This window comes from Bradyrhizobium sp. GW821-FHT13H06, assembly GCF_058803975.1.
Genome location: NZ_JBXAPN010000006.1, coordinates 414,934 through 427,736, shown reverse-complemented (window position 1 = coordinate 427,736; position 12,803 = coordinate 414,934). Strand labels below are relative to the sequence as shown.

The 12,803-nt window shown below is 64.8% G+C and carries 15 protein-coding genes; 5 read left to right on the top strand and 10 right to left on the bottom strand.

Features of this window, described 5'->3' with window-relative positions; all coding sequences use genetic code 11:
• Window position 1: 1 nt before the first annotated feature.
• From moaD to uvrC, 3 genes are all read right to left on the bottom strand, one after another.
• Complete coding sequence (gene moaD, locus AC1RQP_RS25975) at window positions 2-253, bottom strand: molybdopterin converting factor subunit 1 (protein WP_028176627.1); 252 nt, start codon at window positions 251-253, stop codon at window positions 2-4.
• Window positions 250-867, bottom strand: coding sequence for a CDP-diacylglycerol--glycerol-3-phosphate 3-phosphatidyltransferase (pgsA, locus tag AC1RQP_RS25970; RefSeq protein ID WP_028176628.1), 618 nt, complete (start codon window positions 865-867; stop codon window positions 250-252). Before pgsA ends, moaD begins: the two co-directional genes overlap by 4 nt.
• 108 nt (window positions 868-975) lie before the next feature.
• On the bottom strand, window positions 976-3,051 hold the full coding sequence (uvrC, locus tag AC1RQP_RS25965; protein ID WP_492939171.1) for an excinuclease ABC subunit UvrC: 2,076 nt from the start codon (window positions 3,049-3,051) through the stop codon (window positions 976-978).
• Between the two features lie 234 nt (window positions 3,052-3,285).
• On the opposite strand from uvrC, the gene AC1RQP_RS25960 reads away from it, so the two are divergent.
• A complete protein-coding gene (locus AC1RQP_RS25960) occupies window positions 3,286-3,909 on the top strand; it encodes an outer membrane protein (protein ID WP_061877423.1) in 624 nt (207 codons plus the stop codon).
• A 70-nt stretch (window positions 3,910-3,979) separates the two neighbouring features.
• On the opposite strand, the gene AC1RQP_RS25955 is transcribed toward AC1RQP_RS25960, so the two are convergent.
• The 4 genes from AC1RQP_RS25955 to AC1RQP_RS25940 all read right to left on the bottom strand — a co-directional run bounded on the left by AC1RQP_RS25955 (window position 3,980) and on the right by AC1RQP_RS25940 (window position 6,679).
• On the bottom strand, window positions 3,980-4,195 hold the full coding sequence (locus AC1RQP_RS25955) for a cold-shock protein (protein WP_028176631.1): 216 nt from the start codon (window positions 4,193-4,195) through the stop codon (window positions 3,980-3,982).
• A 264-nt stretch (window positions 4,196-4,459) separates the two neighbouring features.
• The gene (locus AC1RQP_RS25950; RefSeq protein WP_239621169.1) at window positions 4,460-5,320 is read right to left on the bottom strand and encodes a 23S rRNA (adenine(2030)-N(6))-methyltransferase RlmJ; all 861 of its coding nucleotides are present in this window, start codon (window positions 5,318-5,320) and stop codon (window positions 4,460-4,462) included.
• An 84-nt stretch (window positions 5,321-5,404) separates the two neighbouring features.
• Complete coding sequence (locus tag AC1RQP_RS25945) at window positions 5,405-6,097, bottom strand: ribonuclease T2 family protein (protein ID WP_492939168.1); 693 nt, start codon at window positions 6,095-6,097, stop codon at window positions 5,405-5,407.
• A gap of 120 nt (window positions 6,098-6,217) precedes the next feature.
• Window positions 6,218-6,679, bottom strand: coding sequence for a hypothetical protein (locus AC1RQP_RS25940; protein ID WP_492939166.1), 462 nt, complete (start codon window positions 6,677-6,679; stop codon window positions 6,218-6,220).
• A 184-nt stretch (window positions 6,680-6,863) separates the two neighbouring features.
• Between AC1RQP_RS25940 and AC1RQP_RS25935 the strand changes: the two genes are divergently transcribed.
• Window positions 6,864-7,157 carry a hypothetical protein gene (locus AC1RQP_RS25935; RefSeq protein ID WP_239621175.1) on the top strand — a complete coding sequence of 98 codons (294 nt, stop codon included), beginning with the start codon at window positions 6,864-6,866 and terminating at the stop codon, window positions 7,155-7,157.
• Window positions 7,158-7,199: 42 nt separating this feature from the next.
• On the top strand, window positions 7,200-7,730 hold the full coding sequence (locus AC1RQP_RS25930; protein ID WP_492939164.1) for a DUF3617 domain-containing protein: 531 nt from the start codon (window positions 7,200-7,202) through the stop codon (window positions 7,728-7,730).
• A 173-nt stretch (window positions 7,731-7,903) separates the two neighbouring features.
• On the opposite strand, the gene AC1RQP_RS25925 is transcribed toward AC1RQP_RS25930, so the two are convergent.
• The 3 genes from AC1RQP_RS25925 to AC1RQP_RS25915 are packed head-to-tail and all read right to left on the bottom strand — an operon-like array spanning window position 7,904 to window position 10,584.
• The gene (locus AC1RQP_RS25925) at window positions 7,904-9,292 is read right to left on the bottom strand and encodes an ATP-binding protein (RefSeq protein WP_239621179.1); all 1,389 of its coding nucleotides are present in this window, start codon (window positions 9,290-9,292) and stop codon (window positions 7,904-7,906) included.
• Between the two features lie 24 nt (window positions 9,293-9,316).
• Window positions 9,317-10,048: a response regulator gene (locus AC1RQP_RS25920; RefSeq protein WP_035674584.1), complete on the bottom strand. Its 732-nt coding sequence runs from the start codon at window positions 10,046-10,048 to the stop codon at window positions 9,317-9,319.
• Window positions 10,045-10,584, bottom strand: coding sequence for a MarR family winged helix-turn-helix transcriptional regulator (locus AC1RQP_RS25915; protein ID WP_239621181.1), 540 nt, complete (start codon window positions 10,582-10,584; stop codon window positions 10,045-10,047). Before AC1RQP_RS25915 ends, AC1RQP_RS25920 begins: the two co-directional genes overlap by 4 nt.
• Window positions 10,585-10,922: 338 nt before the next feature.
• Here AC1RQP_RS25915 and AC1RQP_RS25910 point away from each other — a divergent pair, with 338 nt between their 5' ends.
• Together AC1RQP_RS25910 and AC1RQP_RS25905 are read left to right on the top strand one after the other, a co-directional pair.
• On the top strand, window positions 10,923-12,005 hold the full coding sequence (locus tag AC1RQP_RS25910; protein WP_492939161.1) for a branched-chain amino acid aminotransferase: 1,083 nt from the start codon (window positions 10,923-10,925) through the stop codon (window positions 12,003-12,005).
• Window positions 12,006-12,137: 132 nt separating this feature from the next.
• Window positions 12,138-12,662 carry a YegJ family protein gene (locus AC1RQP_RS25905; RefSeq protein WP_492939159.1) on the top strand — a complete coding sequence of 175 codons (525 nt, stop codon included), beginning with the start codon at window positions 12,138-12,140 and terminating at the stop codon, window positions 12,660-12,662.
• The last annotated feature ends 141 nt before the right edge of the window (window positions 12,663-12,803 follow it).

Below are 12,803 nucleotides of genomic sequence, written 5' to 3'. Positions count from 1 at the left end.
CCTAGCCGCCGGTCATCGGCGGGAAGAACGCGATCTCGCGGGCGCCCGCGATCGCGGCGTCTGATTTGACGTGGGCGTGGTCGATCGCGGTGCGGATCACCTTTGGCTTCTCGAACGCATACGCATAAGCCTCGCCCTGGCCGGACAGCCAGGCGATCAGTTCCTCGACGGTGCGCACGTTCGGGGGCGGCTCGATCGTCTCCTCGGCCTTGCCGACGCGCTCGCGCACCCAGGCGAAATACTTCACCTTCATCCCTCGTCCTCCTTGATGAGGTGATGGATGCCCGCACGGAAATAATCGTAGCCGGTGTAGATGGTGAGGATCGCCGAGGCCCACAGCAGCGCCAGCCCGATCATCGAGACGATGGGCAGCACCTCGTCGCCAGCCGGGCCGGCGAGCAGGAAGCCGATCGCAACCAGCTGGACCGTGGTCTTCCACTTCGCAAGCTTTGTCACGGGCACGCTGACGCGGAGCGCAGCGAGATATTCGCGCAGGCCCGAGACCAGGATCTCGCGGCACAGGATCACGATGGCGGCCCACAGCGACCAGCCGTGGATGATGCCGTCGGCGGCGAGCATCAGCAGGCAGGAGGCGACCAGCAGCTTGTCGGCGATGGGATCGAGCATCCGGCCGAATGCCGATTGCTGATTCCAGATCCGCGCGTAATAGCCGTCGAGGTAGTCGGTGACCGCAGCCGCAATGAAGATGGCGACCGCGACCCAGCGCAGCCACAGCGGCTGATCCAGGATGGACTGCGCGTAAATGCATCCGACCACGACCGGAATCGCGGCGATCCGGCCATAGGTCAGGATGTTCGGGAGGGACATCGCGCGCCTGGTCGTCCCTCGTGTCGTGGCGATGTTCATCCGTCCTACCAATACCGCTCGGGCCTGAAGGTCAACCGTTCCGCTTCCCAGATGGGTGCGGGATACGACGACCATATGACCAAGGCTCCCTTTGGGTCCCCCTTTAGTTCATCCCGGCTGGGGATGGAAATACTCGAAAATCCTGCGGGCGCTCTCGGCGCTCACCCCCGGAACCTTGCCGAGATCGGCGATCGAGGCCCGCTCGATCTCCTTCAGGGTCCCGAAATGATGTAGCAAGGCACGTTTGCGGGACGGGCCGATGCCCGGAATCTCCTGCAAGCCGGCCTCGCGGATGTCCTTCTTGCGCAGCTTGCGGTGCGAACCGATGACGAAGCGGTGAGCCTCGTCGCGCAGGCGCTGGATGAAATAGAGCACGGGATCGCGCGGCTCGAGCTTGATGGCCTCGCGTTCCGGCATGAACAGGGTCTCGCGGCCGGCATCCCGGTCCGGTCCCTTGGCGACCGACATCAGCGACACCTGCGTCAGGCCGAGATTTGCAAAGATCTCGCGGACGGCGTTGAGCTGCCCGCGGCCGCCGTCGATGATCACGAGGTCGGGCCATTGCGGGAAGTCGTCGTCCTTCGCCTTGGCTGGACCCTCCTCGGGCGGATTGATCAGGCGCTTGAGACGGCGCTCCAGCACTTCGCGCATCATGGCGTAATCGTCGCCTGGCGTCAGTCCTTCCGACTTGATGTTGAACTTGCGGTACTGGTTCTTCACGAAGCCGTCGGGTCCCGCGACGATCATGGCGCCGACCGCATTGGTGCCCTGGATGTGGCTGTTGTCGTAGACCTCGATGCGCTTGGGCGGGTGAGGCAGGTTCAACGTTGCGGCCATGGCGTCCAGCAGGCGGCCTTGCGTCGCGGTGTCCGCGAGCTTGCGGCCGAGCGCCTCGCGCGCATTGGTCAGCGCGTGGGTGACGAGTTCCTTCTTCTCGCCGCGCTTGGGCGCCGTGACCTCGACCTTGTGGCCGGCCTTGATCGACAGCGCATTGGCGAGCAGCTCGCTCTCCTCGATCTCGTGCGACAGCAGGATGTTCCTCGGCGGCGGCTTGTCGTCGTAGAACTGGGCGAGGAACGAGCCGAGCACTTCCTCCGGCGTAAAGGTCTTTTCCGCGCGTGGGAAATAGGCGCGGTTGCCCCAGTTCTGGCCGGTGCGGAAGAAGAACACTTCGACGCAGGAGAAGCCCCCCTCCTGGTGGATGGCGAACACGTCGGCTTCTTCCACCGTGCGCGGATTGATGCCCTGCTGCGACTGGATCGCCGAGAGCGCAGCAAGGCGGTCGCGGTAGAGCGCGGCGCGCTCGAATTCAAGCTCGTTGGCCGCCTTCTCCATCTCCCCGGCGAGCTCCTGCTTCACTGCATGGCTTTTGCCGGAGAGGAAGTCGGTCGCCTCGCGCACGAGCGTCGTATAGCCGGGAAAATCGATCTCGCGGGTGCAGGGGCCGGCGCAGCGGCGGATCTGGTAGAGCAGGCAGGGCCGGGTGCGGCTCTCGAAGAAGGAATCGGTGCAGGAGCGGATCAGGAATGCGCGCTGCAGCGCCGTGATGGTTCGGTTGACCGCGCCCGCGGAGGCGAACGGGCCGAAATAGCGCCCGGGCCGGGTCTGCGCGCCGCGATGTTTCAGGATCTGCGGCGCCCAATGGTCGCCGGTGATCAGGATATAGGGAAACGACTTGTCGTCGCGCAGCTGCACGTTGAAGCGCGGCCGCAGCTGCTTGATGAGGTTCGCCTCGAGCAGCAGCGCCTCGGTCTCGGTATTGGTCGAGACGATCTCCACGGTGACGGTGGCGGCGATCATGCGCAGGATGCGGGCCGGCAGCGGCGCACTCTGGCGCGCATAGCTGGACAGGCGCTTTTTGACGTTCTTGGCCTTGCCGACATAGAGCACGTCGGAATTCGCATTGAGCATGCGATAGACGCCGGGCGAGGTGGGGGCGAGCCGAACCGCGCGTTCGATCGCCTCGTGGCCGGTCGCGAGCGGGCCTTCTCCGACGGCGCCACTCTCCTCTAGGATATCAGGCAGCCGCGCATCGTCCTCGTCGTCGCCGCTTGCGCTGGCGGGATCGAGGTCCGGCGGCGCCGTCTCCTGTTGGATCTCCTGGGGCGGGCCATCCGGTGCCATGCCGCGCCGGGATTTGCGCGCGCGTGCGTCGTCCGGATTGTCGGTGGAATCGTGAACCATGGGGACGAATTTAGGCGCTGGGGGTGTCGATTTGAAGTTCCGGCCCTGCCGCACGCACAGGTCCCGGTAACGCTTCCTTAAGTCTGTTAACAGCGCAGTAACCCGACTTAACAGCCCTTTAACTTAAAACTCTCGATAAATCCTACGCGAAAAGTTCTTGGTTCCGTAACCATGCAGGGCCGGCGCGGCGGCGCAGGCATCGCGCAGGTTGCGACAGTTGCGTTGGAGTGAGTGATGAAGGGGCTCGTTGTGGGCGCGGCCGCGTTGGTTGCGGCCGGCTGGACGGCTTCGGCAGAAGCCGCCGATCTCAGTTATGGGCAACGTGCGCCCTATACCGTCAACCAGCCGCTCAATGCCTATAGCTGGGCAGGTCCCTATCTCGGCGGCAACATCGGCTATGAATGGGGTTCGGTGGACAACAACCCCTCGAAGCCGTCGGGCTTCGTCGGCGGTGTGCAAGCCGGCTACAATTTCCAGAACGGCCCGTGGGTGTTCGGTGTCGAGGGCGACATCCAGGCCGCCGGCGCCGACGACACCTTCGCGCCGTGGAAATTCTCCAATCCGTGGTTCGGCACCCTGCGGGGCCGCGCGGGATACGCGTTCAGCAACGTGTTGTTCTACGGCACCGCCGGTCTTGCGTTCGGCGAGCTGCGTGGGCAGACCTTCGGTTGGACGGAATCGCACACCACTGCGGGCTGGACCATCGGTGCCGGCGCGGAAGTGGGCCTCGCGCCGAACTGGAGCGTCAAGCTCGAATATCTCTACATCGATCTGTCCACGAGTCAGTTCGCGATTACGGGCGTGTCCAACGGCTATAGCGCCAGCGTTGTCCGCGCAGGCGTGAACTATCACTTCTGACGTCTCAAGAAGAAAATACCGGACCAGCCTCCCGGCCGCTCGCGGTCGGGATTTTTTTGCGCCAGGCTCGCTAGGCGAGGATCACCAGGTTGACCGCCTTCGGGCCTTTCCCCTTCTTGTCCGGTTCGACTTCGAAAGTGATACGCTGTCCTTCGGCAAGGTCCTTCAGTCCCGCCCGCTCCACAGCGGTGATGTGAACGAAGACATCGCGACCGCCGTCGTCAGGCTTGATGAAGCCGTAGCCGCGCTCGCCGTTGAAGAACTTGACCGTTCCCGTCATGGCCATCGGGAAACTCCCCCTCATTGCTCCTCCGCCGCGACGCAGACTCACGTCACGACATGACCGGGCCTTACGGAGCCCGGGAGCTGGCCATCCTTGGACGGACCTCATCGGTCCGGCCGGATCTTTCTTAGGCCTTCACTCCGCCGCAACCATTCGCGGAAGCGGAACGTAAAGCCAGTCACGGAAACAGCATAATACGGTTCGTTGCAGATTGACTACCGGTCCTGCATATTTTTCCCAAGAATGCCGGAGTGTTACGGCTTGGCTTTAAGGCTTGGGCACCTCCAATCGGAATCTGGCAGCTCCGCCCTGGCCGAGCGGCATTTCCAGTTCGGGCAGAATGGTCTTGAGCTCGCCGTGCAGCGTATAGGGCGGATTGACGATCAAGAGCCCGGTGGAAGTGAGGGCGGCTCTGTCGGCCTGCGGCGCGACGCTGAATTCGAGGCGCAGGCATTTCCCGGGGGGCTTTGCTGCAGCTGCGAGCCGCACGACCGTCTGGGCCAGCGTGTCGGTGGCGCGCCGGTTCTTGGCCGGGTACCAAATTACATAGATACCGGTTGGCCATTTCGCGAAAGCCGCCGAGAAGGCTTCGCCGAGCCGCTCGAACTCGTCCTTGGCCTCGAAGGGCGGGTCGATCAGCACGAGGCCGCGCCGCTCCTTCGGCGGCACGAAGGCCGGCAGTGCCACCCAGCCGTCGAGATCGACCACGCGGGCCTGCTCGTCGCGGCGCAGCACGTCGATCAGCGCTTTCCGCGCCTTCGGCTCGAGCTCGCATGCGACGAGCCGGTCCTGCGGCCTGAGCAGGCCGCGCGCGATCAACGGCGAGCCCGGATAGGCCTTGAGCTCGCCCTTCGGATTGAAGGCGCGGACGATGTCGAGATAGGGCTTGGTCAGCGCCGCGGTCTCGTTCGACAGGCGCGCCTGCAGCAGCCGCGCAATGCCGGTCAGCCATTCGCCGCCCCGGCGCGCCTCGTCGCTGTCGAGATCGTAGAGGCCGGCGCCGGCATGGGTGTCGATGACGCGGAACGCCGCCGGCTTGTCCTGCAGATAAGTGAGGATGCGCGCCAGCACGATGTGCTTGATGACATCGGCGAAGCTGCCGGCGTGGAAGGCGTGGCGGTAGTTCATGGCGGAGAGTTACGACATCGCGCGACGCTGCGCATCATAGTTCGCGCGATGCGCGCCTCGAAACGACGATCGGAGCAGTCGGCCTCAACCGCCCCTGATCGGCGGCATCGTCACCTGGTCGCGGCGGCAGGCGCGGCGCTCGATCTCGTCGCAGGCGCGGAATTGCAGGTCCTTGCTGAGGCAGATGCGGACCTCGGACAGCCGTGTCCGGTTGCAGGTGACCGAGATGCTGGCAGTGCTGAGGCCCGGATTGGCCCTGATGAAGGCCTCCTCGACTTCCGCCGGCGCCACGGTCTTGGCCTGCGAGAGATCGAGATAGTCGGCCGGGATCTTGATCGCGGCGCGCGCTTTCCGGATCGTCTCGAAATAGCTGCGGCCCTCAAGCCCGGAGCAGGTGCCATGCTTGTCCCATTCGTTGAAGATCAGGCCCGGCGCCGGCATCAAATCGAGCATCGATGACACGATGTTGCGGTTCAGCCGCGGCGCCGGGCGCTGGCAATATTCCGGGAAGCCGTTCTCATATTGCGGCCACAGCCCATGCACGACGAAAGCGTAGGGCCGTCCGCCGCACTGGATCTGGGAGCGGCCGCCGCGCTCGGCCGCCTCTTCGCAGAACGAGGGCGACCACGACAGCGCGAGCACATAGAAGTCGAACTCGCCCGGCGCGTTCTGCCGCTTGTCCTGGGCTTTCGCGCCGCCGGCGAGCGTTGCCAGCCCGGCGGCGAGGGTCAGCGAGATCATCAGACGGGACAACGAACGCAATCTGGGATGAAACATGGCAACGCCCCTCAACTAAACTGTGCGCGCAGCCTAGCAGGCAAAGAGAACATTTCAAGAACAAAATTCGAAGATGCTGTCGTCTGCGGGTTGATCAGCCCGAATCAGACGCTCTTCGGATCAGGGCTTGGCGGCGCGGCAGGCCGGATTGTAGGCCCAGTTGCGGTCGAGCCCGACCACGCACCATTCGACGCCATCGCCATAGCCGGCGAAGCCGGCATCCTCGGCGATCGAGAAGTGCACTTTACGCACCTTGCCGTCATTGAGCATGGCCTCGCCGGTGCAAAAGCGGCGCGGAATGTTGTCGGACTGCCAGGGCCTGAAGGCGACCTCGCGAACGGCGGAGAAGCTGGTGATCTTCAACGAGGAATTCCAGAACGAGCTCTCTTTTTCCCAGAACTGGGTGGCGATCGTCGGCAGGGCCTTGTCGCAATCGACGACGGCGCCGTCGTAGCGCGGTCCGCTCAGCCAGAAATTCAGCTCGAGTGGATTGGCGGCCCTGGCCTCGCCGAGCGACAGCGCCCCGAAAATGAGGCCGAGCAGGGCGGCAAAGCGAAGCGATTTCGGGGAGGGGGCGCGCATGGTCAATCCAGACAGCTCAAGTCTTGCGAAGTTCAGACGGTGCCGCGAAGGCCGGGGGAGGTCAAGTGCAGCGCGGCAACACTTGGCCAGGAGTTGACCGGGACGTCGCGGCCAACCGGGCTTCTGTTCTTTTCACTTCCATCCCGGCACCGTAGACTGGCGCCAGCCAATTGGAGTGACGGGAATGCGAATCATTGCGGCCGCTGGCCTTCTTGCCCTGGGTCTGATGGCGAGCCAGTCGGCGCGGGCCGACATCCTTCCGGTGCCGCCGTTCAAGGGTAACGACACCGGCGGGATCATCGCCTATTCGATGGCGACCCAGGTCGACGCGCGTCAAGTCGCGGTCGATCACTGCGCACGCTACGGCAAGGTCGCCAAATTCCTGGCGGTGCAGGGCTATGACGGCGGTTACATCTCTTTCGCCTGCCGCTGGGTGCCCTATGGTGCCGCCGAGCAGCCGATCCGCACGCTGTACTGAGGCGCTGTCGAAGGTCGGCACTCTCAGCCGGGAGTCTCCCACATGACGCGCAAACTCGCTTTGCTCGGCGCGGCCATTTGTCTCGTGTTGTCGGCAGGTACCGCGAGCGCCGACGATTTGCCGGTACGAAAGGCTGGTCTTTGGGAAATGAAGCTGGTCACGACCGGCTCGCCCATGCCCGAGATGACCATGCAGCACTGCACCGACGAGACCGTCGACAAGGAGATGAGCAACAACGTCTCCCCGATGGCCAAGCAGATCTGCGCCAAGCAGGAGATCAAGAAGACTGCGACCGGCTATGTCAGCGATTCCGAGTGCAACGTCGCGGGTGTCAGCACGACGTCGCATGCCGAGATCACGGGCGATTTCAACTCGGCCTACACGGTGAAGACCACCTCGCACGCGCAAGGCGGCGTCGCCGGCGCGGCCGGCCGCGATAGTACCATGACACTGCAAGCCAAGTGGCTGGGCGCCTGCAAGCCGGACCAGAAGCCCGGCGACATCGTGATGCCCGGCGGCTTCAAGATGAACGTGCGCGACATGGACAAGCTGAAGGCGCTGCTGCCGAAGTAGGTTTGTCTTCCTCCCCTCTCCCCTTGTGGGAGAGGGTGGCTCGCCGCGTTAGCGGCGAGACGGGTGAGGGGTTTCTCTCCGCGAATTCAAATGAGACTTGCACGCGCGGAGAGATACCCCTCATCCGGCGCTTCGCGCCACCTTCTCCCACAAGGGGAGAAGGTGAAGAGCAGCTACACCGGAATCCGCACGCTCGCCCTTAATCCCCCCATCGGGCTGTCGCCGAGCGTGATGTCGCCGCCATGCGAACGGGCGATGTCGCGGGCGATGGCAAGGCCGAGGCCGGTGCCGCCTTCGTCCTGGTTGCGGGCGTTGTCGAGCCGCAGGAATGGCTTGAACACTTCTTCGCGCAAGTGAGCGGGAATGCCCGGGCCGTCGTCGTCGACCGTGACGGTCAAATAACGGTGATCGCGCTGGCCGGTGATCGCGATGTTCCTGCCGTAGCGTGCCGCGTTGGTGATGAGGTTGGCGAGGCAGCGCTTGAACGAGGCCGGCTTCACCGTCACCACGGGCAGGCCGTGGAACGCGACGGTCGCGTTGTGGCCGTGGCGTTCGGCATCGCTGCGCAGCTCTTCGAGCGCCTGGGCCATGTCGGTCGGCTGCGACTGCTCGCCGGAATCGCCGCGGGCGAAGGCGAGGTAATCCTCCAGCATCATCGACATCTCGTCGACATCCTTGCGCATGCCCTCGAGCTCCGGACTGTCGCCGATCAGCGCCAGCTCGAGCTTGAAGCGGGTCAGGATGGTGCGCAGATCGTGGCTGACGCCGGCGAGCATCGCGGTGCGCTGCTCCATCGTGCGCTCGATGCGCGACTTCATTTCGAGGAAGGCGACTGCCGCCCGCCGCACCTCGCGCGCGCCCCTCGGGCGGAAGTTCGGCGCCTCGCGGCCCTTGCCGAAGCTCTCGGCGGCATCGGCAAGGCGCAGGATCGGCTTGATCTGGTTGCGCAGGAACAGCACCGCGACGATCAAGAGGATCGAGGACGTCCCGACCATCCAGAACAGGAAGATCTCCGAGTTCGAGGCATAGGCGGCGCTGCGCTGCGCGAACACGCGCATCACGGCGTCGTCGAGCTGGATGCGGATCTCGACGAGGTTGGAGCGGCCGACCGTGTCGATCCAGAACGAGCGCCCGATCTGGCGGCCGAGCTGCACCGACAGCGTCTGGTCGAGCAGCGAGAAGAACGGTTTTGGTCCCGGCGGCGGCATGTCGCCGGCGGGCAGGAAATCGACCACGAGGCCGAGGCGCTGCTGCGCGATGCGGCGGATCTGGTCGCGGTCCTTGTCCTGCGGATAACCCTTGTAAACGTCGATCAGCGCGGCGATGTCCTGCACCACCGCAGCCGACAGACGGCGCGTCACCGTGTTCCAGTGCCGCTCCATGAACACGAAGGCGACGACCGATTGCAGCACCACCATCGGCACGATCATGATGAGGAGCGCGCGGGCGTAGAGGCCGGTCGGCATCCAGCCCTTGAACGCGTTGCCCATCCAGCCATTGGCGGCGGAGACGCGGCCGGCAGCGCTTCGCAGCAGCGTCAGGCCGGTATCGATCGTGCTCATCGGTCGCGCTTCACTGCTTGGGTCTCAAGGCGAGGCCACCAGCCGGTAGCCGATGCCGCGCACCGCCTGCAGAAATAGCGGATTGGCGGGGTCGGTCTCGATCTTGCGCCTGAGGCGGTTGATCTGCACGTCGACGGCGCGCTCGTTGACGCTGCCGTTGCCGGTCAGCGCGCTGCGCGGCACGGTCTCTCCCGGTGTTTCCGAGAGAATCCGCAGCATCTCGCGCTCGCGGTCGGTGAGATGGATGACCTCCTCGCCCTGGCGCAATTCGCCGCGCTCGAGATGGTAGACGTAGGGACCGAAGGCAATTTTCTCCACGATCGCGACCTGTGGCGGCGGGGCGGCGCGCTTGAGGATGTTGTTGATGCGTAGCGCGAGCTCGCGCGGCTCGAACGGCTTTGCCACGTAATCGTCGGCGCCGATCTGCAAGCCCTCGATGCGGGATTCCGGTTCGTGGCGTGCCGTCAGCATCACGATCGGCACCGAGGAGGAGGTCCGGATGAAGCGGGCGAGATCGAAGCCGGTTTCGCCGGGCATCATGACGTCGAGGATCAGGAGGTCGAAATGCAGGCCCAGCAGTTTCGAGCGTGCATCGCCGGCGCTCGCCGCGGTGGTGACGCGGTAGCCTTCACTGGCGAGAAAGCGCGAGAGCAGATCGCGGATGCGGCGGTCGTCGTCGACCAGCAGCAGATGCGGGGCATCGTCGGCGGGTTGCACCGGCGGGCGGGCGAGCGTGGCAGCGAGCGGCACGGTCACTCCTTGTCGTGGTTGACGGAAGCGAAGATCGTCTCGAGCACCTTGTCCGGGTCGTCTCGGTCGATCATCGCGCGCAGGAAGCGCTTCACGGTCTCGGCATCCTGCGGAGCCATCTCCGCGAGCGCCCTGTTGATCCGCGTGGTCTGCAGTCCGGCGAGCTTCTGCACCAGCGCCTCGCCCTTCGGCGTCGCGTAGAGCAGGCGCTGGCGGCGATCATTGTCGCCGGTCTTCTGCACGATGTAGCCCTCGTCCAGCAGCTGCTTGAGCACGCGGCCAAGCGACTGCTTGGTGATGCGCAGGACGTCGAGGAGGTCGGCGACCTTGAGGCCGGGATAGCGATAGACGAAATGCAGGACGCGGTGGTGGGCCCGGCCGAAGCCGAACGCCTCCAGCTCCTGGTCGGGATCGCCGACGAAGTCGCGGTAGGCGAAGAACAGCAGCTCGATGATATCCCAGCGCAAATTGCCTCCACCGTCTGCGGCCGGCCTGGGCTCGGCGGCGTCGTGAGAGGAAGTCACGAAATTTATGTCAGGCATATTGACGTATCTTGGGTTCAATGTTACAAAACGATCGACCCGCACGAAATTTTAGATCGCTTCGCGTCGGGTAGCATCGGAGCAAGGCGCCGGAGAGAGCCGGACAGGCGACGACGGCCGGATCAGATCTACCGTGCGATTGTCGAGCGGCATTTCGGCAAAACATACTGGACTTCCGCCTTCCGCAAAAGCATGTCCTCGGCGACATGCTGTCCACGGAAACCGGCCGTAAAAAGGCTGGCGGTGGTCCGGCTGAAACCAATCAAAGCCAGCCGGGCCCCGGAAGCGGGCAGGCGGGCGCCAGAACAGCGCCGCCACCGGCAGCGGGAGGCAAGGACATGAGCATGAAATTCGACATCCAGCCCGCATCCAATCCAACCCCTGAGAAGGACCGCGTCGCCAAGCTGGTGGACCCCGGCTTCGGACGGGTCTTCACCGATCACATGGCGATCGTCCGCTACAGCCAGGCCAAGGGCGGCTGGTACGAGGCGCGGATCGAGGCGCGCTCCAACTTCCAGCTCGATCCGGCCGGCGCGGTCCTGCACTACGCCCAGGAAATCTTCGAGGGGCTCAAGGCCTACAAGCGCGACGACGGCGGGGTGAACCTGTTCCGCCCCGACGCCAATGCGCGGCGCTTCAGGGACTCGGCCGACCGCATGGCAATGGCCCAGCTGCCGGAAGACGTCTTCATCGAGGCGGTCGAGCAGGTCGTGCGGATCGACCGGGCCTGGATTCCGGGCGGCGAGGGCAGCCTTTACCTGCGCCCCTTCATGATCGCGAGCGAGAACTTCCTCGGCGTCAAGCCGTCGTCCGACTACATTTTTGCGGTGATCGCTTCGCCGGTCGGCTCCTACTTCAAGGGCGGGCCTGCGCCGGTCTCGATCTGGGTGTCCGAGAATTACACCCGCGCCGCGGTCGGCGGCACCGGCGCCGTCAAATGCGGCGGCAACTATGCCGCGAGCCTGCGCGCCCAGGCCGAAGCGATCCAGCACGGCTGCGATCAGGTCGTCTTCCTCGACTCGGTCGAGCGCCGCTACATCGAGGAGCTCGGCGGCATGAACGTGTTCTTCGTGTTCGACGACGGCTCGCTCTCGACGCCGCCGCTCGGCACCATTCTGCCCGGCATCACCCGCGACTCCATCATCACGCTCGCCCGCGATGCCGGCAAGACCGTGCGCGAGGAGCCGTACTCGCTCGACCAGTGGCGCAAGGATGCGGCCTCGGGCCGCCTGAAGGAAGCCTTCGCCTGCGGCACCGCCGCCGTGATCTCGCCGATCGGCAAGGTGCGCTCGGTGAGCGGCGATTTCGAGATCTCGGGCGGCGGCGCCGGCCCTGTCGCCATGGGCCTGCGCAAGCAGCTCGTCGACATCCAGTACGGCCGCACCAACGATCCACATAACTGGATCCGCAAGGTGTTTTGACCGGCGGTGAGAAAGTTTTCCCTCTCTCACAAGGAGAGGGGAAACACGCAATGTTCGTGGTTTATTGCGCACTGAACGTGCCGTTGCCGACATGCGACAAAGGACACATCGCGACATCAGGACCTTGTAGTCATGGCAACCAAGCTCTCGCAGCCCATCAAGTGGGTCGTTCTCGCCGCAATCACCGGCGTCTCCGTCTTCGGCATCCTGACCATCGGCCCGACGCACGAAGTGGTCGCGCAAGACCGCTCGCCCATCGTGACCGTGCAGACCGCCGATCCCGAGATGAATGCGGCTATCGAGCGGGGTCGCGCTACGCTCCCGGCCTTCTGGGCCTCCTACGCATCGCCGAAGCCGTCGGAGACCGGGCACGCCTTGAAGGTGCGCTTCTCGACCCGCAAGGGCGGCGAGCACATCTGGGTTGGCGAGGTGAAGAAGCAGCCTGACGGGACCTTTACCGGGCTCTTGGCAAACGAGCCGCGCGATCTACCGGGCAAGCACGCCGGCGACAAAGTCTCGTTTGGCGAAGCCGACGTCTCGGACTGGATGTTCATGCGCAACGGCAAGATCGTCGGCGGCGAAACCATCAGGCCGACGCTGAAATCGCTGCCGAAGGCGGATGCCGACGCGCTGAGGGCACGGATGGAGACTCCGTAAGGCTGGCCGTCATTCCGGGGCGCCCCGAGGGCGAACTATGGTGCGCAATTGCGCACCTGAGAATCTCGAGATTCCGGGTTCTCGCTTCGCGAGCCCCGGAATGACGTCGCCCTCTAACACCCGGTTGCCGCCTCGCGCCCC